This is a genomic window from Microbacterium oleivorans (genome assembly GCF_023715745.1).
Classification (GTDB): Bacteria; Actinomycetota; Actinomycetes; order Actinomycetales; family Microbacteriaceae; genus Microbacterium; species Microbacterium oleivorans_D.
Map to the genome: position 1 here is coordinate 1 of NZ_JAMBOV010000007.1, position 25,220 is coordinate 25,220.

Annotated in this window: 24 protein-coding genes; 17 read left to right on the top strand and 7 right to left on the bottom strand. The window is 72.0% G+C overall.

The genetic code is table 11. The features are described from left to right. Nucleotides 1-95: 95 nt before the first annotated feature. Nucleotides 96-2,390, bottom strand: coding sequence for a rhamnogalacturonan lyase (locus M3190_RS14445; protein WP_285876466.1), 2,295 nt, complete (start codon nucleotides 2,388-2,390; stop codon nucleotides 96-98). A 360-nt stretch (nucleotides 2,391-2,750) separates the two neighbouring features. On the opposite strand from M3190_RS14445, the gene M3190_RS14450 reads away from it, so the two are divergent. From M3190_RS14450 to M3190_RS14475, 6 genes are read left to right on the top strand one after another with little or no spacing between them, the layout of a single operon-like run. Further along, nucleotides 2,751-3,932: a glycosyltransferase family protein gene (locus M3190_RS14450; protein WP_251583243.1), complete on the top strand. Its 1,182-nt coding sequence runs from the start codon at nucleotides 2,751-2,753 to the stop codon at nucleotides 3,930-3,932. Continuing rightward, entirely contained in the window at nucleotides 3,922-5,154 is a 1,233-nt protein-coding gene (locus M3190_RS14455; protein ID WP_251583245.1) for a glycosyltransferase, read from the top strand. Before M3190_RS14450 ends, M3190_RS14455 begins: the two co-directional genes overlap by 11 nt. Next, a complete protein-coding gene (locus M3190_RS14460) occupies nucleotides 5,154-6,290 on the top strand; it encodes a glycosyltransferase family 4 protein (protein WP_251583538.1) in 1,137 nt (378 codons plus the stop codon). The genes M3190_RS14455 and M3190_RS14460 overlap by 1 nt, the downstream gene beginning before the upstream one ends. Further along, nucleotides 6,287-8,155 (top strand): ABC transporter ATP-binding protein, encoded by a 1,869-nt coding sequence (locus tag M3190_RS14465; RefSeq protein WP_251583247.1) that lies wholly within the window; start codon nucleotides 6,287-6,289, stop codon nucleotides 8,153-8,155. The genes M3190_RS14460 and M3190_RS14465 overlap by 4 nt, the downstream gene beginning before the upstream one ends. Next, nucleotides 8,152-9,213: a phosphotransferase family protein gene (locus M3190_RS14470; protein WP_251583249.1), complete on the top strand. Its 1,062-nt coding sequence runs from the start codon at nucleotides 8,152-8,154 to the stop codon at nucleotides 9,211-9,213. The genes M3190_RS14465 and M3190_RS14470 overlap by 4 nt, the downstream gene beginning before the upstream one ends. Then, entirely contained in the window at nucleotides 9,210-10,208 is a 999-nt protein-coding gene (locus M3190_RS14475; RefSeq protein ID WP_251583251.1) for a phosphotransferase family protein, read from the top strand. Before M3190_RS14470 ends, M3190_RS14475 begins: the two co-directional genes overlap by 4 nt. A gap of 150 nt (nucleotides 10,209-10,358) precedes the next feature. On the opposite strand, the gene M3190_RS14480 is transcribed toward M3190_RS14475, so the two are convergent. After that, nucleotides 10,359-11,360 (bottom strand): LacI family DNA-binding transcriptional regulator, encoded by a 1,002-nt coding sequence (locus M3190_RS14480; protein WP_251583253.1) that lies wholly within the window; start codon nucleotides 11,358-11,360, stop codon nucleotides 10,359-10,361. Nucleotides 11,361-11,466: 106 nt separating this feature from the next. Between M3190_RS14480 and M3190_RS14485 the strand changes: the two genes are divergently transcribed. The 5 genes from M3190_RS14485 to M3190_RS14505 all read left to right on the top strand — a co-directional run bounded on the left by M3190_RS14485 (nucleotide 11,467) and on the right by M3190_RS14505 (nucleotide 16,664). Then, nucleotides 11,467-11,832, top strand: coding sequence for an L-rhamnose mutarotase (locus tag M3190_RS14485; protein WP_251583255.1), 366 nt, complete (start codon nucleotides 11,467-11,469; stop codon nucleotides 11,830-11,832). Continuing rightward, nucleotides 11,829-12,995 (top strand): L-rhamnose isomerase, encoded by a 1,167-nt coding sequence (rhaI, locus tag M3190_RS14490; protein ID WP_251583258.1) that lies wholly within the window; start codon nucleotides 11,829-11,831, stop codon nucleotides 12,993-12,995. Before M3190_RS14485 ends, rhaI begins: the two co-directional genes overlap by 4 nt. 7 nt (nucleotides 12,996-13,002) lie before the next feature. Beyond that, on the top strand, nucleotides 13,003-13,860 hold the full coding sequence (locus M3190_RS14495; protein WP_251583260.1) for an alpha/beta hydrolase fold domain-containing protein: 858 nt from the start codon (nucleotides 13,003-13,005) through the stop codon (nucleotides 13,858-13,860). After that, nucleotides 13,857-15,275 (top strand): rhamnulokinase, encoded by a 1,419-nt coding sequence (locus M3190_RS14500; protein WP_251583262.1) that lies wholly within the window; start codon nucleotides 13,857-13,859, stop codon nucleotides 15,273-15,275. The genes M3190_RS14495 and M3190_RS14500 overlap by 4 nt, the downstream gene beginning before the upstream one ends. 69 nt (nucleotides 15,276-15,344) lie before the next feature. Next, the gene (locus M3190_RS14505; RefSeq protein WP_251583263.1) at nucleotides 15,345-16,664 is read left to right on the top strand and encodes an MATE family efflux transporter; all 1,320 of its coding nucleotides are present in this window, start codon (nucleotides 15,345-15,347) and stop codon (nucleotides 16,662-16,664) included. 122 nt (nucleotides 16,665-16,786) lie between these two features. On the opposite strand, the gene M3190_RS14510 is transcribed toward M3190_RS14505, so the two are convergent. Continuing rightward, nucleotides 16,787-17,428 carry a TrmH family RNA methyltransferase gene (locus tag M3190_RS14510; RefSeq protein ID WP_251583264.1) on the bottom strand — a complete coding sequence of 214 codons (642 nt, stop codon included), beginning with the start codon at nucleotides 17,426-17,428 and terminating at the stop codon, nucleotides 16,787-16,789. A gap of 82 nt (nucleotides 17,429-17,510) precedes the next feature. Here M3190_RS14510 and M3190_RS14515 point away from each other — a divergent pair, with 82 nt between their 5' ends. Then, on the top strand, nucleotides 17,511-18,791 hold the full coding sequence (locus M3190_RS14515) for an Nramp family divalent metal transporter (protein WP_251583267.1): 1,281 nt from the start codon (nucleotides 17,511-17,513) through the stop codon (nucleotides 18,789-18,791). Nucleotides 18,792-18,801: 10 nt separating this feature from the next. Continuing rightward, a complete protein-coding gene (locus M3190_RS14520) occupies nucleotides 18,802-19,446 on the top strand; it encodes a metal-dependent transcriptional regulator (protein WP_251583269.1) in 645 nt (214 codons plus the stop codon). 94 nt (nucleotides 19,447-19,540) lie between these two features. Here M3190_RS14520 and M3190_RS14525 read toward each other — a convergent pair whose 3' ends face one another. Further along, complete coding sequence (locus M3190_RS14525) at nucleotides 19,541-19,792, bottom strand: hypothetical protein (protein WP_251583271.1); 252 nt, start codon at nucleotides 19,790-19,792, stop codon at nucleotides 19,541-19,543. Between the two features lie 59 nt (nucleotides 19,793-19,851). After that, nucleotides 19,852-20,805 carry an SDR family NAD(P)-dependent oxidoreductase gene (locus M3190_RS14530; protein WP_251583280.1) on the bottom strand — a complete coding sequence of 318 codons (954 nt, stop codon included), beginning with the start codon at nucleotides 20,803-20,805 and terminating at the stop codon, nucleotides 19,852-19,854. Nucleotides 20,806-20,888: 83 nt separating this feature from the next. On the opposite strand from M3190_RS14530, the gene M3190_RS14535 reads away from it, so the two are divergent. Beyond that, on the top strand, nucleotides 20,889-21,035 hold the full coding sequence (locus M3190_RS14535; RefSeq protein WP_251583282.1) for a hypothetical protein: 147 nt from the start codon (nucleotides 20,889-20,891) through the stop codon (nucleotides 21,033-21,035). 17 nt (nucleotides 21,036-21,052) lie between these two features. Here M3190_RS14535 and pyrE read toward each other — a convergent pair whose 3' ends face one another. Further along, nucleotides 21,053-21,631, bottom strand: coding sequence for an orotate phosphoribosyltransferase (pyrE, locus tag M3190_RS14540; RefSeq protein ID WP_251583284.1), 579 nt, complete (start codon nucleotides 21,629-21,631; stop codon nucleotides 21,053-21,055). A gap of 52 nt (nucleotides 21,632-21,683) precedes the next feature. Between pyrE and M3190_RS14545 the strand changes: the two genes are divergently transcribed. The 3 genes from M3190_RS14545 (at nucleotide 21,684) to M3190_RS14555 (ending at nucleotide 24,520) form a co-directional block, all read left to right on the top strand. Continuing rightward, nucleotides 21,684-22,526 carry an exodeoxyribonuclease III gene (locus M3190_RS14545; RefSeq protein WP_251583293.1) on the top strand — a complete coding sequence of 281 codons (843 nt, stop codon included), beginning with the start codon at nucleotides 21,684-21,686 and terminating at the stop codon, nucleotides 22,524-22,526. 75 nt (nucleotides 22,527-22,601) lie between these two features. Then, the gene (locus M3190_RS14550; protein WP_251583295.1) at nucleotides 22,602-23,861 is read left to right on the top strand and encodes a sensor histidine kinase; all 1,260 of its coding nucleotides are present in this window, start codon (nucleotides 22,602-22,604) and stop codon (nucleotides 23,859-23,861) included. Then, on the top strand, nucleotides 23,858-24,520 hold the full coding sequence (locus M3190_RS14555) for a response regulator (RefSeq protein ID WP_251583297.1): 663 nt from the start codon (nucleotides 23,858-23,860) through the stop codon (nucleotides 24,518-24,520). Before M3190_RS14550 ends, M3190_RS14555 begins: the two co-directional genes overlap by 4 nt. A gap of 61 nt (nucleotides 24,521-24,581) precedes the next feature. Here M3190_RS14555 and M3190_RS14560 read toward each other — a convergent pair whose 3' ends face one another. Then, on the bottom strand, nucleotides 24,582-25,151 hold the full coding sequence (locus tag M3190_RS14560) for an NADPH-dependent FMN reductase (RefSeq protein ID WP_251583299.1): 570 nt from the start codon (nucleotides 25,149-25,151) through the stop codon (nucleotides 24,582-24,584). Nucleotides 25,152-25,220 lie beyond the last annotated feature (69 nt).

Below are 25,220 nucleotides of genomic sequence, written 5' to 3' on the forward strand. Positions count from 1 at the left end.
CATGCACGCAACGCACGTGGACACCCGCTCGCCTCCATGCACTGCACGACGAAGGGGCGGATGCCACCGGCATCCGCCCCTTCTCAGTCCACCGGTCAGCGCAGCGGCACGTCCGCGAAGGACATGTCGGACGCCAGGTAGAAGTCCGTGTACGCGGGCTGGTTGTACGTCGTCTGCTGACGCGCGATCTCGGCCCGGTACTGCGGGTCGTGCATGAGCGTGTAGAGCTTGTGCTCGGTCGGCTCGGTCGACACGTAGATGCGCAGCGCCGACGAGTCGGCCGTCCGCACGAGCAGCTCCTCGCGCCAGTCCCCCAGGACATCGGCGACGAGTGACGGATTGCCCTTCGTGCCGTTGTTCGTGAGGGTGCCGGATGCCGTGAGCAGCGTCCCGCGCGTCCAGTCGTCGATCGTCGGGGTCACGGTCTGCGCCCCGTTCACGATCTGCGTCGTGAGGTCACCGGCCCACCGGATCGACATGTTCGTGCCGGGGTTGGTGGGCTGCAGGATGTCACCCTCGGCGGAGAGGAGGCCCGAGGCATCCGTCCCTGCGGGCATACTCGACCACACCTCTATGCCCGGGATGTCGGAGCGGACGTCGCCGACCATCCCACGGCCGGTGTCGCGGCCGGAGTAGGCGCCGAAGAGCACCTCGCCCGTCGCGGCATTCCGCATCGCCGTCCCGTACGGGGCGTACGCGCCGCCCTCGTGGACCGTGAAGATCTCCTTGCCGGGACGGTTCGGGTCGAAGTCGCCGACGTGCATCGCGTCGCCGTGACCGAGCCGCACGTTCTCACCCGGCGTCGCGCTGCCCTCGGGCATCGTGTCGAAGGACGAGTAGAGCAGGCTGCCGTCGTCGTCGAGCGTCGCCGAGCCGTAGACGATCTCCTGCTTGCCGTCGCCGTCGACGTCCGACGCGCTCAGGCTGTGGAAGCCCTGCGTCGTGAGCGTGCCGTACTCGGGGTCGGTGCCGTCGCGGCCGTGCGGGCCGTCGTTGAACGGGTTGGTCATCGGGACATGGCCGCTGTCGACGAACCAGCGCTTCGTGAGGTGCTTGCCGTTCCAGTCGTAGGTCGCGACGGTCGAGCGCGTGTAGTAGCCCCGCGCGAACACCGCTGACGGATGCTGCCCGTCGAGGTAGGCCACTCCCGAGAGGAAGCGGTCGACGCGGTTGCCCGGCTCGATGCGCGACATGGCGTAGTCGCCCCACAGCAGGCCGTCGTCGCCGCGGCTCGGCTCGTAGCGGACGGTCTCAAGCTCCTTGCCGGTCTTGCCCTCGAACACCGTGAGGTACTCCGGACCGTCGACGATGAAGCCCTCGAAGTTCCGCAGGACGTTCCGAGCCGAGCGCGACGGGGCGTAGACGTCGATGAAGTAGTCGACGAGCTCTTCGGCGTCGGCGCGCGACAGCGGGTAGTCGTGCGTCGGCTCGGTGCCGAGCGCCTCCTCGATCGTGGCGGGCCACTGGCCCGACACGACCTCGTCGCGCTCCGACCAGCCCTGGAACACGTCGGCGAGGTGGGCGGCGTAGCCCTCGGCGCTCAGCCGGTAGTCGTCGCTGTGCGAGTAGCCGGCCTTGCGGTCGGCTTTCGGCATCGTCACGAACGCGGACTTCTTCGCCTTGCCCTTCTTGTACTCCGTGCTCTTGGTTCCCGGGGCCGTCTTCATCATGATCTCGGCTTTGCCGTCGCCGTCGAAGTCGTAGACGAGGAACTGCGTGTAGTGCGCTCCGGCGCGGATGTTCACACCGAGGTCGATGCGGTTCAGCAGCGTGCCGTCGAGCTCGTAGGTGTCGATGTAGACCGGGCCGGTGTAGCCGACCTGCGAGACGTCCTTCGAGTTCGACGGGTCCCACTTGACGACGTACTCATACGCTCTGTCGCCGTCCACGTCGCCTACCGAGACGTCGTTCGCCGAGTAGGTGTACGCCTCGCCGGCGGGCGTGATGCCGTCCGCGGGCTTCGTGAGCGGGATGTCGAGGAAGGGCGAACCCTGCACCGCCACCTTCTCGGACGGCTTGCCCTCGCGCTTCCCCTGCAGCGGCGAGACGGTGTAGCGCGACCGGTCGGTGCCGTCCGGGTCGACGTAGGTCGTCGAGTCGGTGACGGTCGCGATGCGCCTTCCGTCGCGCTTCACGACGAAGTCGGTGCCGGTGAGGCCGGTCTCGGTCGCTCCCGTCGCCTCGCTGCGGAACAGGCGCCACGTGAGGTGGATCCCGTCCTCGCCGGGGAGGGCGACGAGGCCGCGGTCGAGCGTCTCGAGCTGTGGCGACGCACCGGGCTTCGGTTTTCCCGGACCGTGACCCGGGTGGGCGATCGCGGCCTGAGCCGGGACCAGCAGTGCCGCTGCGGCGAGCGCGGCGACGACGGACGTGCGGACGGGTCTTCTCATGCTGTTCACCTTCGAACTCGTGATGGAATGCGCTTTCCCCAGTCGCACCGCGAGCCTACGTGCGGGGTTGAATCGTGTCAACGGGCGCTGCGTCCCGGCATCCCCTCCTACGTCCACATCATGTGCTCGCGACGAGACCACACGATGTGAGCCCTCCACGACGTGTGTTCTCGTCCGGAGCACATGATGTGGCCGGGCTGCGCGCGCCGTTCGGCTCGAGCGCGCACTCTCGCGAGGGGCGGATGCCGCATGAAACACACCCGACATAAGTGCGCTCTCACACACGGCTCACATCCGGCTTAGCGGCCGTCGGCACGGTGGACACATCGACGTCCACCCCTCGGCCCCGGAGGCTTCACCATGGTGATCCGTATCGCGCTCTACTCGCACGACTCCGTCGGCCTCGGCCACGTCCGCCGCAACCTGGCCATCGCCCACGCACTCAGCGAACGCCTCCCCGCGCTGCTGGGCGACGAGGTGACCGGCCTGCTCATCAGCGGACAGTCCGCCGCGACGACCTTCCCCACCCCGCCCGGGTGGGATTGGCTCATCCTCCCCAGCATCACGACCGGCCCCGGCGGCTACTCCTCGCAGCACCTCACGGCGGGACTCCAGCGGGTCACCGGCATCCGCGGTGGCAGCGTGCAGGCGGCGATGGCCGCCTTCCGCCCCGACCTGTTCGTCGTCGACCGGCACGCCTTCGGTGTCGAGCAGGAGCTCGCACCGACGCTGCACTGGCTCCGCCACCACCGCCCGTCGTGCACGACCGTCCTCGGCCTGCGCGACGTCCTCGACGAGCCGTCCGTGACGCACGCCGAATGGGCTGCGATCGGTGGAGCGGATGCCGTGCGCCGGTCCTTCGACGAGATCTGGGTGTACGGCGACCCCGGTGTCCACGACCTCACCCGCACCGGCGAGATCCCGGCGGGCCTCGTCCCTCTCGTCCGCCACACCGGATACCTCAGCCACGGTCGCCCCGGCCGCGGCCACCCCGTCGCCGAGGAGCCGTTCGTGCTGACCACCGTCGGCGGCGGCTCGGACGGCGGCGCGATCGCGACGGCGGCAGCGCGGGCCACCGTGCCCGCCGGCATCCGTCACGTCATCGTCACCGGGCCCGAGATGCCCGCCGAGGACCGCCGAGCGATCCGCGCTGCGGCGGGGCCTCTGACGACCGTGACCCGATCAGTGCCCGACGCGCTGGCCCTCATCCGCCGCGCGGACGCGGTCGTCAGCATGGGCGGGTACAACGCGGTCGCCGAGATCATGAGCACGTCGACCCCCGCGCTGATCGTGCCTCGCGACAACCGTCGCGTCGAGCAGCCGCTGCGGGCCGCGGCGCTCGCCTCGCTCGGCGCGGTCGAGACCCTCTCGTCGGCGGATGCCACCCCCGAGGCGCTGTCGGCCTTCTTCGCCCGCGCCGTCGGCTCCCGCGTCGCGCGGGCCGGAATCGATCTCGACGGTCTCGCGACCGTCGCCGACCACGCCGCCGAGCTCGTCGCCGCGGCCCGCACCCGGAAGGAGCTGATGGAGCATGCCGTCTGAGACCGCACCGCGCATCGGTTACGTCGTCAAGGTCTACCCACGGTTCTCCGAGACGTTCGTCGTCACCGAGATCCTCGCCCGCGAGGCGCTCGGCGAGGACCTCGCCGTCTTCGCCCTGCGCCCCACCGACGACACCCGCTTCCACCCCGAGTTGGCCCGGGTGCAGGCTCCGGTGTTCCACCTGGGACGCCCGACGAAGCCGTCCGCGCTCTGGTCCGTCCTGCGGGATGCCGCGGCCGACCCGGCACTGGCCGACGCGATCGCCGCCCACCTCGGCGATCTCCTCGCCGCCGAGGTCGACGACGCCGTGCAGGCGGTGCTGCTCGCCGCCGCGGCCCGTCGCGAGCGGATCACCCACCTGCACGCGCACTTCGGCTCGGTCGCGACGACCGTGGCACGGCTCGCGTCGCGGCTCACCGGCATCCCCTACTCGTTCACGGCACACGCGAAGGACCTGTTCCACGAGAGCGTCGACCGCGCAGCCCTCGCACAGAAGCTCGAGGACGCGGCGTTCACCGTCACGGTCAGCGACTACAACCTCGCCTTCCTGCGCGAGACGCTCCCCGCGACGGGCGATGTGCACCGCCTCTACAACGGGCTCGAACTCGACCGGTTCCGCTTCCGCCCCCGCCCTGTGCGTCGCGGTCCGCTCCGCATCGCGGCGGTGGGCCGCCTCGTCGCGAAGAAGGGGTTCGACGTCCTCGTCGACGCGGTCGTGCGCCTGCGCGACGCCGGTGTCGACGTCTCGGCCGAGATCGCCGGCACGGGCGAACTCGCCGGCGATCTCGGCGCCCGCATCGAGTGCGCGGGCGTCGGTGACCGGGTCCGCCTGCTCGGTCCGCTCCCCCAGCACGACGTCGCGCGGCTGCTCGGCGAGTCCGACGTCTTCGTCGCGCCGTGCGTCGTCTCGGACGACGGCAACGCCGACGGTCTGCCCACGGTCCTGCTCGAGGCGATGGCCACCGGCATCCCCTGCATCTCGACCGACGTCACCGGGATTCCCGAGATCGTCCGCGACGGCGACACCGGGGTCCTCTGCCGCGCCGGCTCGGTCGAGGACCTCGTCGCCGCGCTGCGCGGCTTCGCGGACGGGACGACGGATGCCGCGGGCCTCGCCTCCCGTGCCCGTCGCCTCGTGGAGGAGCGTTTCGACTCGCGGCGGCAGGCGTCGGAGCTCGCCGCGCTCACTGCCGGTCGCCGCGTGCTCGAGGAGGTGGCGTGATGCGCATCGCCTATGTCTGCGTCGACCCGGGCATCCCGGTGTTCGGCACGAAGGGCGCGTCGGTGCACGTGCAGGAGATCGTCCGCGCCTTCCGCGCCCGCGGCGACGAGGTCACCCTCTACTGCACACGTCGCGGCGACCACGTCCCGGGCGACCTCGCCGACGTCCCGGTCGTCGAGATCGCCGTCGGCAAGGGTGAGCCCGCAGAGCGCGAGCGGTCGGTCGCGGAGGCGTCCCGGCAACTCGCCGCCCGCATCGTGACGGACGGCTGCGACCTCGTCTACGAGCGGTTCTCGCTGTTCAGCCGCGTCGGTGCGGTCGTCGCCGGCGCGACGGGCGCCGCGTTCGTGCTCGAGGTGAACGCACCCCTCATCGAGGAGCAGAAGCAGCACCGCGACCTCATCGACGAGACCGGAGCCGTCGCCGCAGCGCACGACGCCCTGGCGACCGCCGATGTCGTCGCGTGCGTGTCCGAGCCGGTCGCGGCGTGGGCTGCAGCTCACGGAGCATGCTCCCCCCTGGTCGTCCCCAACGGCGTCAACACCGCCCGCATCCGTCCCCGTGACCGCGGCAGCGACGGCCCGCTGCGCATCGGTTTCGTCGGGACCCTGAAGCCCTGGCACGGCGTCGAGGTGCTCATCGATGCGGTCGCCTCCCTCGATGAGCGCGCGACGCTGACCCTCGTCGGCGACGGACCCGAGGGACCCGCCCTGCTGGCCCGCGCCGCGGAGCGCGGCGTCGCCGTCCACCCCACGGGCGCACTCCGCCCCGCCGACGTGCCCGCCGCGCTCGCAGCGCTCGACGTCGGCGTCGCGCCGTACCCGCCCGGAGCCGGCTACTTCTCGCCGCTCAAGGTCTACGAATACCTGGCGGCCGGGCTCGCCGTCGTCGCCTCGGCCATCGGCCAGGTGCCGGCGATCATCGACCACGGCCGCACCGGTCTGCTGGTCGAGCCGGGCTCAGCCGACGCCCTGGCCGCGGCGCTGGCCCGCCTCGCCGACGACCGAGGCCTCACCGGCCGCCTCAGCGCCGAAGGACGAGCGGATGCCGTCGCCCACCACGACTGGACCCGTGTCCTCGACCGCATCCTGACCGCGCTCCCCGATCGCACCCCCCACGAGGAGGTCCCCGCATGAGCCGCTTCCGCACCGCCCGCCCCGACCGCACAGCAGCCCGTGCCGCCCGGGCCGAGGCCCGGGCGGCCGGACCGATCCATCGGACCCTCGCGATCGTCCGGCCGCTGCTGCGTCCGCATGCGCTGCTCCTGATCGCCGGGCTCCTCGTCCTCCTCCTCGAGGTCGCGTTCCGCGTCCTCGAGCCCTGGCCCCTCAAACTCGTCGTCGACTCCCTCGCGGTGAGCCTGGGCGCGACGGGGGCGGCGACGACCGGCATCCCTCCGGCCACCGTCGACCTGCTCGTCGGGTGCGGCGTCGCACTGCTCGTGATCGTCTGCCTGCGCGCGCTGAGCTCGTACCTGAGCACGATCGCGTTCGCCCTCGTCGGCTCGCGTGTCGCGACGGCCCTGCGGGCTCGGGTCTTCGACCACCTGCAGGCACTGTCGATCCGCTTCCATGCGACGGCGCCGTCGGGTGACATCGTGCAGCGGCTCGTCGGCGACGTCGGGCGGCTCCAGGAGGTCGCGGTGAGCGCCGGCCTGCCGCTGATCGGCAACGTCATCACGCTCGTGACCCTGGCGGCCGTCATGATGTGGCTCGACCCGATGCTGACGGTGGTGGTCGCGGCATCCGCTCTGGCCTACTGGCTGCTCTCGCGCCGGTCGGGCACGGCGATCACCGCCGCGTCGCGGACCACCCGCAAGGGCGAGGGCCGCCTCGCGGAGTCGGCGGCCGAGACGCTCGACGCGATCCGCGTCGTGCAGGCCTTCGGTCTCGAGCGCGAGCGCGGCAGCGTGTTCGCCCGAGGCAACGCCGTCGCTCTGCGCGAGGGCGTCAAGGCGCGACGCCTCGCCGCCGCGCTCGAGCGTCGCACCGACGTCATCGTGGGTCTCGCCCTCGCGCTCGTCCTCGTCGGCGGCGGGTGGCAGGTGCTCGAGAACCGCATGTCGCCCGGTGACCTGGTCGTGTTCACCGCGTACCTCAAGCTCGCGATGCGCCCGCTCAAGGACCTCGCGAAGTACACCGGGCGCATCGCCCGGGCCGCGGCATCCGGTGAGCGCGTCGCCGACCTGCTCGAGACGCCCGTCGAGGTCGTCGAATCCCCCGATGCCGTACCGCTCCGCCCGCACGCCGGCGCCGTGTCGTTCGAGAACGTGACCCTCGCCGACGGGCGCGGGACGCCGCTGTTCCGGGGACTGTCGATCGACCTGCGCGCGGGCGAGTCGGTGTGCCTGCTGGGTCCCTCGGGCGCAGGCAAGTCGACGCTCGCCGCACTCGTGGGCCGCTCGATGGACCCCGCGTGGGGTCGCGTCACGATCGACGGCGTCGACCTGCGCGCGGCGACGCTCGACAGCGTCCGCGGTGCCGTATCGGTCGTGCTGCAGGAGACGGTGCTGTTCGCCACGACGGTGCGCGAGAACATCCGGCACGGCCGCCTCGGCGCGACCGACGCCGAGGTCGAGGCCGCCGCGCGCCGGGCTCGGGCGCACGAGTTCATCGCCGCCCTGCCCGACGGCTACGACACCGTTCTGGGCGGACGCGGCAACACGCTCTCGGGCGGGCAGCGGCAGCGCGTCGCCATCGCGCGTGCACTGCTGCGCGATGCCCCGATCGTGATCCTCGACGAGGCGACGACGGGCCTCGACCCCGAGTCCAAGCACGCCGTGCAGCGCTCGCTCGACGAGCTCACCGCGGGCCGGACGACCCTCACGATCACCCACGACCCCGCCGCCGTCACGGGCGCCGACCGTGTGCTGTGGCTCGAGGACGGCCGCATCGTCGAGGACGGAGATCCGGCCGCCCTCCTCGCCGATCCGGGTACGCGCCTGTCGCAGTGGTTCCGCACCGCGCGGACGGCGATGCGGGCCGAGGAGGTCGCCTCGTGAGCGCCACGACGATGCTGCGCGATCCGGCCCTCGCGCTCGACGTCCTGCTCGACGCGACGCGGCTCTCGGAGGTGCTCGGACGCGACGTGCGGATCACCCGAGTGCGGTACAAGCCGGCGACGAGCATCGTGCTCGGAGTGACCTCCCGGGGCGAGCACGGCTGGGTCGCCGCCTATGTCGACGTCGCCAAGATCGCCAAGCTGCACGCTCGCGCCGCCGACACGGGCGCGCGGCTGACCCAGGTGCCGGGCGGTGTCGCCGGCCCCCTCACCGCCGACCGCGTGCTCGCGAAGACCCTGCGCCGTGCCCGTCGTGTGCTGGGCGACGACGCGACCGTGCTGCGCTACAACCCGCACCGCCGCGTCGTGCTGCGCGCCGGGGACGACGTGGTGAAGGTCGCGGCGACGGATGCCGGGCGCCCCGCCCTCACGCAGCGCCTCGCCGCCGCCGGGCTCGCCGTGCTGCCCGCGCATCAGGTGCATGCCGGTGTGCAGCGCACCCCGTGGTGGGGGTCGGGCGATCTCGCCGTGTCGCCCTCGCCGCCCGCGGCCGCCGCCGCAGGCCGCGCGCTCGCGGCGGTCCACGCCGCAACGGCGGGCGATGCGCCCTCCGCGTCCTCCGCCGAGGGTGACCTGGCGACGGCGGTGGCCGCGATCCGCCTGCTCGACGCGGATGCCGGGACCCGCGCGACCGCGGTCGCTGGACGCATCCGCGCACTGCCCTCGGGCGACCGACGTGCGCTCGTCCACGGCGACTTCACCGCTGACCAGGTGCTGCGCGACCGTGATGATGTGCGCCTCATCGACTTCGACCGCGCCGGTTGGGGCGAGCCCGAGCGGGACCTCGGATCCTTCGCCGCCGGCGAGCTGCTGGCCGGGCGCACCCTGACTGATGCCCTCCGCTCGGGCTACGAGGTTCCGGTCGACGAGCGCGCCGTGGCGCGATGGACGGCGACAGCGGCCCTGCAGCGGGCGGTCGAACCGTTCCGCAGCGGCCGACCCGATTGGCTCGAGGGTCTCCACGCCGCCGTCGACGTCGCCGAGGAGGCGGTCCGATGATCGGTCTGCCGGAGCGCGTCCGTCATCGCGGTCTCGAGTGGACGGTGTCGCGGGCGTGGCCGGTCGCCGAGGGGCCCGTGCCCGTCGAGCTCCGCGCGGGCCACCGCGTGCGCGGAGCGTGGTGGTCGTCGGGACGCCTCGCCGTCGCTCCCGCCGGCGAGGACCCCGCCCTTCCGGGGCTCCACGGGATCACCGGCGACGTGGTCTCGCACCGGCCCGGCAAGCGCGCCGTCGTCCGCGCTCCCGACGGCACGGCGTACCTGAAGATCGTCCGCCCGAAGAAGGCGGCCGCCGTGATCGCCGCGGCCGAGCGCGCGGCACCCTTCGGCACGGCCTTCGCGGTGCCCGCGCTCGAGCGCGACACCGACGCCGAGGGCCGCGGCGTCGTGCGGTTCTCGGCGCTGCCGGGGTCGACGCTCCACGCGTGGGGCGCGAGCGACCACGGCGATCCGCACGCCCCGTGGGCCGCCTGGCACGACGCCTGGATCGCCCTCGCCGGGACGGATGCGGCCGCCGCGACCCCGCACGACGCCGCTGCCGAAGTCGCGGTCGTCTGGGAGTGGGCGGGGCACGCCGCACGCGCGTTGCCCGTTGACGGCGACGCCATCCGCCGGAGGGCCGATGCGGTGCAGGCGCGGCTGCTGCGGCATCCGTCGTCGCGTCTCGTGCTGGCTCACCGGGACCTGCACGACAAGCAGCTGCTGTGGGACGGCGATCGCCTGGGTCTTCTCGACGTCGACACCGTCAGCGCCGCCGAGCCCGAGCTCGACCTCGCGAACCTGAAGGAGCACGTCGATCTGCGTGCCGAGCAGGGTCTCTGGACGCCCGCCCGGGCCGATGTCGCCCGCACCTGGATCGACCGGACCGCGTACGCCGTCGGCGCCGACCCCGAGCGCATGGCCGCCTACCGCGCCTCGACCCGCCTGCGCCTCGCGTGCCTCTACCTCTTCCGTCCGCGCTGGCGCGGCTGGGCCGAGCGCGCCCTCCTCACCTGAGCCGGCGGCGTGCCGGCCCTCCCGCCCACATCATGTGCTCTCGACGAGGACACACGTTGTGGCGCGTTCACAGCGGGTGTTGTCGTCCGGAGCACATGATGTGGCCACCTCACCCGTTCACGCCCGAGGCGCGCTCGGGTGCCGGGTCGGTCAGCCCCCGGTCGAGGCGCGGACGACGAGCTCGGGACGGAAGCGGATGCGCTGCGGCGCGGCATCCGGGTCCTCCAGTGCGGCGAACAGCGCGTCGACGGCGGCGGCGCCGATCTCCCGCGCGGGCTGCCGGATCGAGCTGAGCGGTACGACCGTGGACTGCGCGAAGGCGATGTCGTCGTAGCCGATCAGGGCCAGGTCCTCCGGAACGCGGAGGGATCCGAGGATGCCGGCACCCTGCAGGACCCCGACCGCGACCAGGTCGTTGGCGCAGAACACGCCGTCGGGCCGGTCGATCGCGTCGCGATGGGCGAGCTGCTCACCGACGAGCCGGCCCGCGAGGACGGTGAGCTCGTCTGTCGAGGCGACCTCGAGCGTGGCCCCGGGCACCTCGGCGAGCGCGCGCTTCGCGCCCTCGAGGCGGTCCGCCACCTGGCGGACGGATGCCGGTCCCCCGGCGAACAGGATGCGCCGGCGCCCCTGCTGCAACAGGTGCTGCACGGCCAGGTAGCCGCCTTCGACGTCGTCGACGGCCACGGAGGGCAGGTCGCCGTCGGCCTCGGCGTCGAGAAGCACGACGGGCACCCCGGCGGTCTCGAGAATCGCGGCCCGGGTGTCGTCGAGGGCGATCGGGGTGAGCAGCACGCCGTTGACCCGCTGCTCCCGGAAGAGGTCGAGATAGGTGTTCTCGCGGGCGGCATCCTGCCCGCTGCTGCCGAACAGCACGATCACGCCGTGCTCGGCGGCCCGCTCCTCGGCCCCCCGCGCGACCTCGGCGAAGAAGGGGTTGGCCGAGTCGAGCACGACGAGGCCGATGGTGCGGCTACGACCGGCGCGCAGCTGGCGTGCGGCGTCGTTGCGGACGAACCCGAGCGCCGAGATGGCGGCGTGCACGCGTTCGACGGTCGCCGGGGCGACCTTCGCAGGCCGGTTGAGGACGTTCGAAACGGTCCCCACCGAGACGCCCGCGGTGCGAGCGACGTCCTTCACACTGACTGCCACGTGACCTGCCTTGACGGATGCTTCGCACCCACGTTACTGTTCTAATTCTTGAATCGTTTCATAGAACGATTCCCCGATCAACGACCCGCGCTCACGAAGGAGTGACATGCCCCGCGTCGCCTTCCAGTTGCAGATCGACCCTGCGCTCATCGACGAGTACGTCGCCCGCCACTCCCCGGTCTGGCCCGAGATGCTCGCCGAGATCGCCGCCGCCGGGCGACGCAACTACTCCCTCTTCCTCGGCGACGGCGGGCGGCTCTTCGGCTACTACGAGGTCGACGACGACACGGCCGCCCAGGCCTACCTCGCAGCCTCGCCCATCGCCGCCCGATGGGAGGCCGAGATGAGCCGCTTCTTCGTCGGCCTCGAGGGCCGCCCCGATCAGGCGGCGACCCCTCTCGTCGAAGTCTTCAACCTGCACGACCAGTCGGCGGCCGCCGCCGACGCCCCTTCAGAAAGCGACCCGTCATGACCACGCTCTCCCCCGAGATTCTCACCCAGCTCGAAGGCCAGGGCATCGAGCTGCCCAGCTGGGCGTTCGGCAACTCCGGCACGCGCTTCCGCGTCTTCGCGACGGCGGGCACCCCGCGCGACCCCTTCGAGAAGATCGCGGATGCCGCCGAGGTCAACCGCTACACCGCGCTGGCCCCGAGCGTCGCGCTGCACATCCCATGGGACAAGGTCGACGACTACGCGGCGCTGCGCCGTCACGCCGAGGACCTGGGCGTGCAGCTCGGCACGATCAACTCGAACACCTTCCAGGACGAGGACTACAAGTTCGGGGCGCTCACCCACCACGACGAGCGCATCCGCCGCAAGGCCATCGACCACCACCTCGAGTGCATCGACATCATGCACGAGACGGGCTCGCGCGACCTCAAGATCTGGCTCGCCGAAGGGTCGAACTACCCGGGCCAGAACGACATGCGCGGCCGCCAGGACCGCCTGCAGGACTCGCTGCAGCAGATCTACGCCCGCCTGGGCGAGGAGCAGCGACTCGTGCTCGAGTACAAGTTCTTCGAGCCGTCGTTCTACCACACCGACGTTCCCGACTGGGGGACGTCCTACGCGCAGGTGGCCGCCCTCGGCGACAAGGCGATGGTCTGCCTCGACACGGGTCACCACGCACCCGGAACGAACATCGAGTTCATCGTCATGCAGCTGCTGCGGCTCGGCAAGCTCGGCTCGTTCGACTTCAACTCGCGCTTCTACGCCGACGACGACCTCATCGTGGGCGCCGCCGACCCCTTCCAGCTGTTCCGCATCCTCGTCGAGGTCGTGCGCGGCGGCGGACTGAACAACCCCGACGTCGCCTTCATGCTCGACCAGTGCCACAACATCGAGGACAAGATCCCCGGCCAGATCCGCTCGGTCCTCAACGTGCAGGAGATGACGGCCCGCGCGCTGCTCGTCGACCGCTCGGCGCTCGATGCGGCGCAGCAGGCCAACGACGTCCTCGGTGCCAACGGCATCCTCATGGACGCCTTCTACACCGACGTGCGCCCCGCGCTCGCCCAGTGGCGCGAGTCGCGCGGCCTCCCCTCCGACCCGATGGCCGCCTACGCGGCATCCGGTCACCTGCAGAGGATCGCCGACGAGCGCGTCGGCGGCACGCAGGCCGGCTGGGGTGCATGATCGACCGATGAGCGACACCCCTCCCCCCTACGGAGCGGCCGGCGGACTCGTCCGCGTCTACCCCGCGCGCGTCCTCGAGCGGCCGACCCCCGGACTCGTCTGGCTGCACGGCGGCGGGTTCGCCGCCGGCGACATCGACATGCCCGAGGCCGACCATGTCGCACGGACGTTGGCGGATGCCGGGACCACGGTCATCTCCGTCGACTACCGCCTCGCGCCCCTGCCGGACGGGTGGGAGCCCCCTCTCGCCGAGCCCGGGCGCGAGCGCGCCGGGTTCCCCGCGGCATCCGACGACACGCTCGCGGTGTGGGACTGGCTCCACGCCGAGGCGGCCACCCTCGGGGTGGACCCCGCGCGACTCGCGATCGGCGGGGCCAGCGCAGGAGCGAACATCGCGACCGGCGCCGTGCTGCGTCTCATCGCGAACGACCGGGCACTCCCGGCGCTCGTGCTGCTCGCGTACCCGACGCTCCTCGCCGAGCAGCCGTCGCCCGACGCCGCGCTGCGTGCGGCGCTCGACGCGGACCCGGACGCGGACCGGTTCGGCCCTGCGGTCGTGCTCGGCATGTACGAGAACTACCTCGGCGGTTCCATCGTGGGCGCGCCCACGGCGGCGATCCCCGGCCTCGCGACTTCGGACGAGCTCGCCGAGTTCCCGCCGACGCTCATCGTCGCGGGCGACATCGACGAGCTGCGCGTCTCGAGCGAGCACTTCGCCCGCACGCTGGCCGCCGCCGGCCGCGAGGTCGAGCACGTCATCGAGCCGGGCACAGGGCACGGGCACCTGAACCGTCCGGAGGAGGGGGATGCCGCATCCCTCACCCTCGCCCGCTTCGCCGCGCGCCTCGCGGCGCTGGGTTCGTGAGCCGCACGGCGGCGGTCGCCGCCGTCGACCTGGGGGCCACGAGCGGTCGCGTCATCGTCGGCCGCGTCGGCGCCGACACGCTCGAGACGACGACGGTGGCGCGCTTCGCCAACGATCCGGTTCGCCTGCCCGACGGGCTGCACTGGAACCTGCTCGGTCTGTACGGATCGGTTCTGGACGGGTTGCGCGAAGCCCTGCGCGGCGACGCGGGTGTCACCAGCATCGGCGTGGACTCGTGGGCCGTCGATTACGGCCTCGTCGCGAAGGCCCGCCTGCTCGGCGAGCCCTTCCACTACCGCGACGAGCGGACGGTAAGGGGTGTCGAGGCGGTCCACGCGAGCCACCCGCACGCGGCCCTGTTCGCCCGGAACGGTCTGCAGTTCCTGCCGTTCAACACGCTCTACCAGCTCGCCGCCGAAGACCGCGGCCTCCTCGACTTCGCCGATCACGCCCTGCTCATCCCCGACCTCATCGGGTTCTGGCTCACGGGACAGGCGCGCACAGAGCGCACGAACGCGTCGACGACGGGGCTCCTCCGCGCCGACACGGGCGAGTGGGATGCCGATCTGATCGCCGCGCTGGGCCTGTCGCCGAGCCTCCTCGCGCCGCTGGTCTCCCCCGGCGAGACGATCGGCGACCTGTCGGCGCATGTCGCCGCGGCCCTGGGCACCCAGGCCTCGGTCACCGCCGTCGGGTCGCACGACACGGCATCCGCCGTCGTCGCGGTGCCGATGTCCTCCGGCGATGCGGCCTACATCTCCTGCGGCACGTGGGGTCTGGTCGGGGTCGAGGCCCCGCGCCCCGTGCTGACCGACGCGGCGCGCGAGGCGAAGTTCACGAACGAGGGCGGTGTGGACGGCCGCATCCGCCTGCTGCGCAACGTCATGGGGCTGTGGATCCTGAGCGAGACGGTCCGCGGCTGGCAGCGCGAGGGCGAGACGATCGACCTCGGCGACCTGCTCGACGCCGCGGCCTCGGTGACGGGGCCCGTGTCGGTGTTCGACGTCGACGACCCCCGCTTCCTCCCCCCGGGCGACATGCCCGCCCGCATCGCCGCCTGGTGCGCCGAGCACGGCGTCGCCGCTCCGCACAGCCGCGCCGAGATCACCCGCAGCATCATCGAGTCGCTCGCGCAGGCGTTCGCCGACGTGGCGCACGAGGCCGGACGCGTCGGCGGGGTCGATGTGCGGGTCATCCATGTGGTCGGCGGCGGGGCGCTCAACGAGTTGCTGTGCCAACGCACCGCCGACCGTGCGGGGGTTCCCGTGCTGGCCGGGCCGGTCGAGGCGACAGCGCTCGGGAACATCCTCGTGCAGGCTCGGGCCGCCGGCCTCGTGACCGGCTCTCTCGAGGCGCTCCGCGACCTCGTCGCCCGCACCCACAGGCCCCGCCGGTACGAGCCGCGCGGCGGCTGAGTCGCTGCGACCGGCGCCAGTGCACACGGCGCAGCGGCTCTGTCGCCGCCCGCCCCTAGGCTGAAAACCATGGCCGCGCAGACCTTGAACCGCGAGATCCTGCGCCTGGCCGTGCCAGCGCTGGGCGCGCTGGTGGCCGAGCCGATGTTCTTGATCGTGGATGCCGCACTCATCGGCCACCTCGGCGTCGTGCCGCTCGCGGGGCTCGGGATCGCGAGCGCCGTGCTGCAGACGATCGTCGGCCTCATGATCTTCCTGGCCTATTCGACCACCCCCGCCGTGGCCCGCCGGTTCGGCGCCGGCGACAGCAAGAGCGCGGTCAGCGTGGGCATCGACGGCTTGTGGCTGGCGCTCGGCCTCGGCGCACTCCTCGCCCTGGCCGGCTCGCTCGCGACGCCCTGGCTCGTCGACCTCTTCGGGCCCAGCAGAGAGGTGGCCGAGCAGGCCGTCACCTACCTCGCGCTGTCGATGTGGGGCTTGCCCGCCATGCTCATCGTCTTCGCCGCGACGGGACTTCTCCGCGGCATGCAGGACACGGTCACCCCGCTGTGGATCGCGGGCCTCGGCTTCGGTGCGAACGCCCTGTTGAACTGGCTGTTCATCTACGGGTTCGGGTGGGGCATCGCCGGTTCCGCCGCCGGCACGGTCGCCGCGCAGTGGGGCATGGTCGCCGCCTACGCCGTCGTGATCGGACGGCTCGCGCGGCGGCACTCGGCATCCGTCCTGCCCCAGCGCGAGGGCGTGCGCGGATCGGCACGGTCGGGCGGGTGGCTGTTCCTGCGGACGGTCTCCCTCCGCGCCGCGCTGCTCGCGACCGTCGGCGTCGCCACGGGACTCGGCACCGACGAGCTCGCCGGGTGGCAGGTCGCGTTCACGATCTTCTCGACGGCGGCGTTCGCCCTCGACGCGCTCGCGATCGCCGCACAGGCCCTGATCGGACGCGGTCTCGGCGCCGGGGACGAACCGTTCGTGCGGCGCGTGCTCGGCCGCACGGTCGCGTGGGGCGCCTGGTTCGGCGTCATTGTCGGCGCCCTCATCGCGGGCCTGTCGGGGGTGATCGGACTCGCCTTCACCGGCGACCCGGAACTGGCCGCGCTGATCCAGCCGGCGCTCCTCGTGCTCGCGATCGCCCAGCCGATCTGCGGTGTCGTCTTCGTCCTCGACGGCGTGCTCATGGGGGCCGGCGACGCGAAGTATCTCGCGATCGCCGGCGGCCTCAACCTCGTGCCGTACCTGCCGGTGCTGCTCATCCTCATCGCCGTACACCCGGCCGGGGCGGGCGGGCTCGCCTGGCTCGCCGCGTGCTTCTTCGGCGTCTACATGCTCGCGCGCCTCGCGACGCTCGGCTGGCGGGTGCGCCGGGCCGAGTGGCTGACCGTCGCGGTGTGACGTCACCGCCCGCCCCCAGCCTCCCGACGGATGCACGACCCGGCTTCGCCCTGCTGGTCGTCGGTCGAACCGACGCCACCTACACCGTCGACCTCACGATCGAGGACTGACCCGGCCGAGTATCAGGCGTAGCGGCGGCACCACTCGTACATGACGACCGCCGCCGCGGCCGAGGCGTTGATCGACCGGGTCGACCCGTACTGGGTGATCTCGAGCACACCGGATGCCGCGGCCAGCGCCTCGGGCGACAGCCCGGGACCCTCCTGCCCGAACAGCAGCACGCAGCGCTCCGGCAGGTCCGCACGGTCGACCGGCACCGACCCGTCGACGTTGTCGATCGCGAGGATCGGGAGCCCGGCGGCATCCGCCCATGCGGCGAAAGCCGCGACGTCCTCGTGGTGACGGACGTGCTGGTACCGGTCGGTCACCATCGCGCCGCGCCGGTTCCAGCGCCGTTTGCCGATGATGTGCACCTCGGCCGCGCCGAACGCGTTCGCGCTGCGGACGATCGAGCCGATGTTCATGTCGTGCTGCCAGTTCTCGATCGCGACGTGGAACGGATGCCGCTTCTCGTCGAGGTCCGCCACGATCGCCGCCATCGTCCAGTAGCGATATCGGTCGATCACGTTGCGGCGATCGCCGTGCTCGAGGAGGTCGCGGTCGTAGCGCGGATCGTCTGGCCAGGCGTCCGGACCGCCCGGCCAGGGCCCGACCCCCACCGGGAGCTGCGGCTCCGCGTCGGCGGCGTCGGTCGGATCGGGCACCGGTCCAGGCTAGTCCGGACGGCGATCCTCACGAGGTCGTCGATCTTTCGGTACGCCGAAAAATCCTGCTAGCGTTTTCGGCATGCCGAAAACCGCCGTCGACCCGACCCCCGCACGCGCACGCACCCGCGCGGCGTGGCTGCTGGGACCAGCGCTGGTCGCGGGCGTCGCGTACCTGGATCCCGGCAACGTCGCGAGCAACATGACCGCCGGCGCTCGCTACGGCTACCTGCTCGTCTGGGTCGTCGTCCTCGGCAACGTCATGGCCTGGCTGATCCAGTACCTCTCGGCCAAGCTCGGCATCGTCACCGGGCAGAGCCTGCCCGAGGTGCTCGGCACCCGCATCCGCAGCAACACCGCGCGCCGCGCCTACTGGCTGCAGGCCGAGCTCGTCGCCATGGCGACCGACGTCGCCGAGATCATCGGCGGCGCCGTCGCCCTCTGGCTGCTGTTCGGCGTCCCGCTCGTGTGGGGCGGCCTCATCACCGGCGCGGTCTCGATCGCCCTCCTGCTCATCCAGTCGCGTCGCGGCGCGCGCAGCTTCGAGTTCGTCATCATCGGCCTGATGGCGATCATCGCCCTCGGCTTCACGTACGGCGTCTTCGTCGGACCACCCGAGGCCACCGGCGTCGTGGAAGGATTGATCCCCCGCTTCGACGGCACGGACTCGGTGCTGCTGGCGGCATCCATCCTCGGCGCGACGATCATGCCGCACGCGATCTACGCGCACAGCTCGCTCGCCCGCGACCGGTTCCGGCCCACCGAGGACCGCACCAAGACGGATGCCGCGGCCGCCGACGCGTCCATCGACACCCGCCGGGTGCTGCGTGCCACGCGCTGGGACGTCACGATCGCCCTCGCGATCGCCGGCTCGGTGAACCTCTGCATCCTGCTGCTGGCGGCGGCGAACCTCTCCGGCGTGCCCGGCACCGACAGTCTCGAAGGCGCCTACGCGGCCCTGCGGAACGGCATCGGGCCGGTCGTCGCGACCCTGTTCGCCGTCGGCTTGCTCGCGAGCGGACTCGCCAGCAGCGCCGTCGGCGCGTACGCCGGCGCCGAGATCATGCACGGACTGCTGCGCGTGCGCATCCCCCTCCTCGCGCGCCGCCTCGTGACACTGGTGCCGGCGCTCGCGGTGCTGGCCCTCGGCGTCGACCCGACGTTCGCGCTGATCCTCAGCCAGGTCATCCTGAGCTTCGGCATCCCGTTCGCCCTCATCCCGCTCGTCGCGCTGACCGCGAAGCGCGACCTGCTCGGCAGCTACCGGAACCGCGTGTGGACGACGATCGCCGGCATCCTCGCCTCGATCTTCCTCGTGACGCTCAATGGTCTGCTGCTCTGGCTGACCCTCTCCGGCGGATAGCCTGAGGACCGTGCCCGCCTCCGCGTCCACGGTCGACGACTACCTGAAGACGATCTACCACCACACCGAGTGGCAGACCGATCCCGTGACCCCCTCCGTGCTCGCCGCCGAACTCGGACTCGCGCCGTCATCCGTCACGGAGATGATCAAGAAGCTCGCCGCGCAGGGCCTCGTGTCGCACCGTCCCTACGGCCCGATCTCGCTGACGGATGCCGGGACCTCCCGCGCGACCGCGGTGATCCGCCGGCACCGCCTCATCGAGACGTGGCTGGTGCGCGAGTTCGGCTACGCGTGGGACGAGGTGCACGACGAGGCCGAGGTGCTCGAGCACACGATCAGCGACCGCCTCCTCGCCGGCATCGACGCCCGCCTCGGCCACCCGCGCTTCGACCCGCACGGAGACGCCATCCCGGGTCCGGACGGCAGCGTCGAACGGGAGCCGTTCGTCCTCCTCGCCGAGGCGACGATCGGGCACACCGGGCGGGTGCTGCGCGTCTCAGACCGCGACCCCGCACTGCTGCGCTCGCTCGAGGAGCTCCGCATCGACGTCGGCCACACCGTGAAGATCACGGGCCGGGATGCCGTGCAGCTCGACGGCGGTGCGACGATCGAACTACCGCCCGCCGCTGCGCACGCGGTCTGGCTGACCGCCTGAGGTCAGTTCGCGCTCTTGCCGGGGCGCCGCAGCGCCGCTCGGACCCAGAACTCCAGGCGGGAGTGCTCGGCGTCGAGCGCGATCCGCAGCCAGCTCAGCCCCATCGACCGCTCGCCCATGTGCGCGCGTGACGCATCGGGTTCTGCCAGCAGCGCGGCATCCTCGTCATCGCGCACCCGTACGAGCAGTGACTCGCCGTGAAGACCGCGACGGCCATGGAGTCGTCGACCATGAGCGCGACGGCCCCGAACATCGCGATCTCGCGCACGGCGCGGTCCCCGATGATGGCGCGCGCCTCGTCGAGGACCTCGCGCACCTCGGGCCTCGCCCGCGCCGTGTCAGCCATGTGCCATCCCTACCGCCCCGAGCCCGGCAGAGCAAGCACGGCCGCACCGGCGACGCGGCTCAGCGCAGGCGCAACCGGCGGCCCTTCAGATACGGCCACTCGGTGCGCGTCGCGTGCTCGGCGTAGTGCCACATGCGGGCTCCGACGTCGGGATCGATCGCGATGCGCGGCGCGCGCTGGCGCACCGGCGCCCCGGTGTAGGTGCGCGCCGGACCCCAGTACTGGCCGCCGTCCGCATCCGGGTCGACGAGTGCCCGCACGGGAGCCCACGCGCCGCGCTCCTTCGACTGCGCGACGGCCGCTTGCAGCCCGCCGAGCAGGCGCTTACGGCGGGACGGCGCGCTGACGCCCGCGATCCTCCGGGTCCGTCCGCCGAGCGAGTAGCCGGGGTGCGCGACGAGGCTCTGGACGGGGACGGATGCCGCGCGCAGCCGACGGTCCGCTTCGAACCCGAGTGCGGCGGTCGCCACCTTGGACTGCACGTACGCCCGCCACGGCGTGTAGTCGTGGACGAGCTCCGGGTCGATGGGATCCCATGGGAAGAGCGTCGTCGCGACAGATCCGAGCCACACCATGCGACCGCGCGCGGCGGCGAGCGCGGGCAGCAGCGCCCCGGCGAGCGCGTAGTGCCCGAGGGCGTTCGTGGCGATGACGAGCTCGTGCCCGTCACGGGTCACCTCGCGCTCCTTCGGGGGATGGACGATGCCCGCGTTGAAGAGGGCACCATGCAGTCCGACTCGTCCGCGGACGGTCGCGGCCGCGGCACGGACCGAGCCGAGATTGCTCGTGTCGAGGGCGAGGGTCTCGAGGTCGGCATCCGGAACCTGGGCGAGGACCGCGGCCCGGGCACGGGACAGCCGAGAGGGGTTACGGGCCGTCATGACGACGTGAGCGCCGGCGGCGGCGAGCTGCAGGCAGCAGAAGAATCCGACGCCCGTGTTCGACCCGGTGACGAGGTAGCGACGGCCGCTCAGATCGGGCAGATCGTCCGGGTCCCAGTCATCGCGCGCCACATCCTCGACCCTACGCGCGGGCGTCTGTGAGCGACATCCTCTTGCGCGAGCCCCCACGGGACCTGTCGTGCAAGAGTGGACGCATGAACGACCTCGAGCAGAACCTGCTGTACAGCGTCGTCGGGCTGACGATGCTGACCTCGCTCGTGATCATCATCGTCCGCGCCTTCCGGCGGCGCGGCGACGACCGGCGCGACCGCAAGCCGTGGGACGACCTCGAGCCCAAGTGAGCCGCCCGCTCGGGTGACTACTGCGGCGCCAGTCCCAGATCGTCGAGGTCGATCGCGGCGAGCCAGGTGAGACCCTCGGCCTCGACCGCGGCCTGAGCGCCGGTCTTGCGGTCGACGATGACGGCGACGGCGACCGGCTCCGCACCCTCGCGGCGCAGCGCCTCGACGGCCTTCAGCGCCGACTGTCCGGTGGTCGAGGTGTCCTCGACGACGATCACGCGCTTGCCCGCGACATCCGCTCCCTCGACCTGGCGGCCGCGGCCGTGGTCCTTGGGCTCCTTGCGGACGACGAACGCGTCGAGCGGGGCGTCGGTGCGCGCCGACTCATGCATGACGGCGTTGGCGATCGGGTCGGCGCCGAGGGTGAGTCCGCCGACGGCGACGATGCCGTCGACGTCGCGGATGAGGTCGAGCATGATGCGTCCGATCGCGGGGGCCGCACGGTGGTCGAGCGTCAGCTTGCGCATGTCGACGTAGTACGACGCCTTCTTGCCGCTCGACAGGGTGAAGTCGCCGTGGAAGACGGCCTCCTCCTGGATGAGCGAGATGAGGCGCTGGCGGTCGGCTTCGAGTTCGGGCGTGGAGGCGACGGTCACGGCACCGAGTCTACGACCGGCGGCGTCCGACGCCCGATCTAGGCTGGGAACCATGCGGCTTGCCACCTGGAACGTCAACTCGATCCGCGCGCGCGTCGTGCGCACCGTCGACTTCGCCGTACGCGAGAACATCGACGTGCTCGCGATGCAGGAGATCAAGTGCAAGCCCGAGCAGTTCCCCTATGAGGCGTTCGAAGAGGCCGGGTACCACGTCGAGGCGCACGGTCTGAACCAGTGGAACGGCGTCGCGATCGCGAGCCGAGAGCCCCTCACCGAGGTCGAGTACGCCTTCCCCGACATGCCCGGGTTCCTGAAGGGACACGAGGGCCCGGATGCCCCGCAGGAGGCGCGGGCACTGGGCGCGACGATCGACGGGGTCAAGGTCTGGAGCCTCTACGTCCCCAACGGCCGCGGCCTCGACGACCCCCACTTCCAGTACAAGCTGCACTGGCTCGAGGCGCTCCGCGCCTACGCCCAGTCTTCGCTCGCCGCGCAGCCCGACCTGCCGCTGGCGCTCGTGGGCGACTTCAACATCGCTCCGACGGATGCCGACAACGGCGACCCGACGGTGGTCGAGGGAGTGACGACACACGTCTCCCCCGAGGAGCGCGCCGCGTTCCAGTCCCTGCTCGACGCGGGTCTGACCGACACGGTCCGTCCGCTCGTCCCGACGGGCTACACCTACTGGGACTACAAGCAGCTGCGCTTCCCGCGCAACGAGGGGCTGCGCATCGACTTCATCCTGGGCTCGGCGGCCTTCGCCGACGGAGTGGTCGGGGCCTCCATCCACCGCGACGAGCGCAAGGGCGAGATCCCGAGCGACCACGTCCCCGTCGTCGTCGACCTCGAGCTCGGGGGCGAGGACGAGGACGACGACCGTCCGATGATCTTCTGACGACGCGGCGAACGGTCGTCGGTCTCCCCCGCACGACGGATGCCGCGCCGCATCCGCCCCTCTAGCGTGGGGAGCATGCCCGATTCGACGCTCCGCCGCGCCGTCACCGCGACCGAACGGCGTCACGACGCCTGGCTCGCCGCCGGGATGCTGGTCGCCGGCCTGATCAGCACCGCGCTCGGCACGGTCTCGAACATCTACGGGGGCAACCCGCCGGCTCTGCACTGGGCGCTGCTCTACGCCGTCGCGATCACCGCGCCCCTCGCGCTCCGGCGCCGGTTTCCGAACACGGTGCTCATCGGCGTCTCGGTGGCCTTCTTCGTCGGGATGTCGGCGGGCATCCCCGAGGTGTACGTCGGCAACGTCGCGCTCTTCATCGCGATGTACACGGTCGGGGCCTGGGTCGCCGACCGCCGGCGCGCAGCGCTCGTGCGGATCCTGCTCATCGTCGCGATGTTCGTGTGGTTGCTGGTCACGATGTTCCAGTCGGCGGCATCCGATGACGGATTCTCGCAGGAGGGCCCCTTCTCGCCGTTCGCGGCGTTCGCGCTCATCCAGTTCCTCGTGAACGTCGCCTTCTTCGGGGGCGCCTACCTCTTCGGCGAGCGCGCCTACACCGGGGCGATGGAGCGCGCCGCCCTCGAGGAGCGCACCGCGGAACTCGAGGTCGAGCGCGAGCGCACGGCCGCACAGGCGGTCGCCCTCGACCGGGTGCGCATCGCGCGCGAGCTGCACGACGTCGTCGCCCACCACGTGTCGGCGATGGGGGTGCAGGCGGGCGCGGCGCGCACGGTGTTCGAGCAGAACCCGGATGCCGCTCGCACCGCCCTGACCGGTATCGAGTCCTCCGCCCGGGAGGCCCTGACCGAACTGCGGCAGCTGCTCGAGACGCTCCGCACGCCCGACACCGACGCCCCTGACGCCGACGCGCTCGGCGGGTCGACGCTGCGCCTCGATGCCCTGCCCGCCCTCGTCGCGCACGCGAACGAGAACGGCCTGCCGACGACGCTGTCGGTCGTGGGCGCGGCGACGCCGACGTCGGATCTCGTGCAGGTGAACCTGTACCGCATCGCGCAGGAGGCGCTGACCAACGCTCGGCGCCACGGCGGCCCCGGCGCGACCGCGGACGTGCGCCTGCGCTACGCCGACGACGCGGTCGAGCTCGAGGTCTCGAACACGGGCCGCGCACCGATCTCGGGACGGGCCGGCCTCGGGCTCGTCGGCATGCGCGAACGGGCCGCATCCTCCGGAGGAACGCTCGAGGCACGCGCGCGCGACCGCGGCGGCTTCCTCGTGCGCGCACGCGTGCCGCTGACGCAGGCGGTGCCCGCATGATCCGCGTGCTGCTGGTCGACGATCACGCCGTGATGCGGGCGGGGTTCCGCATGATCCTCGAGGCCGCGGGCGACATCGAGGTCGTGGGTGAGGCGGGCGACGGCGATGCCGCGGTGGTCGCAGCCCGCGAGTTGCGCCCGGATGTGATCTGCATGGACGTGCAGATGCCCGGGATGGACGGACTCGAGGCGACGCGGCAGATCGTGGCGGATGCGGGGACCCCGGCATCCGTCGTCATCGTGACGACCTTCGACCGCGACGACTATCTCTTCCAGGCGCTGTCCGCGGGCGCGAGCGGGTTCCTGCTCAAGAACGCCGGGCCCGAGGAGCTCACGAACGCCGTGCGGGTCGCCCACTCCGGCGACGCGCTGCTCGCGCCGTCCGTCACCCGCCGCGTGATCGAGCGGTTCGCGCAGACGGAGAGGGAGCCGCTCCCCCGTGAGACGGATGCCGCGCCCGCCCTGCCGGTCGAGCTCACCGAGCGCGAGGCCGAAGTGCTGCGTCTGCTCGCGCGGGCGATGAGCAACGGCGAGATCGCGCAGCACCTCTTCATCGGCGAGGCGACGGTCAAGACCCACGTGTCGAACGTGCTCCAGAAGCTCGGCGCCCGCGATCGCGTGGCCGCCGTGGTCTGGGCCTATCGGCACGGCCTGGCCTGACGCGCAGACGCGAAACGGCCCCGCCCGAGTCGGGGCGGGGCCGTTCCCGTCGAAGCGCGGGTCAGACGCCCGCGGGCACCTTCGCGTAGCGGTCGATGAGGTCGCCGAAGGCCTCCAGGTAGCCGGTGAGGAAGCCCGCGGTCTCGTCGCTCGTGACCTCGCCGTCCTCGCCGAACAGGCCGGGCGTGCTCTGCACGTAGCCTTCGGGCTGTCCGAGCGTCGGGGCGTTGAAGTGGCTGAGGATGGCCTTCAGGTGCTGCTGGGCGGCGGCGGTGCCGATACCGCTGCCCGACGTGCCGATCACGGCGGTGGGCTTGAGGTTGAAGGCGTTGTGACCATAGGGACGAGCGGCCCAGTCCAGCGCGTTCTTCAGCACGCCGGGGATCGAGCGGCTGTACTCGGGGGTCACGATGATGACGCCATCGACGTCCGCGATCGCCTGCTTGAAGTCGACGGCCGCCTGCGGGAAGTCCGCGTCGTGGTCGACCGAGTAGAACGGCAGGTCCTTGATCGGGATCTCGACCAACGTGGTGCCTTCGGGAGCGAGACGCTCGAGCGCCTTGGCGAGGCGGCGGTTGATCGACGTCGACGAGATGCTGCCGACGATGTAGCCGATGGTGCGGTTCGTCATGGGTCCTCCAGAAAAAGTCGAAACGGATGCCGTTCGGCACCGTGTGAGTCAACGAGCCGTCCGGGGTTC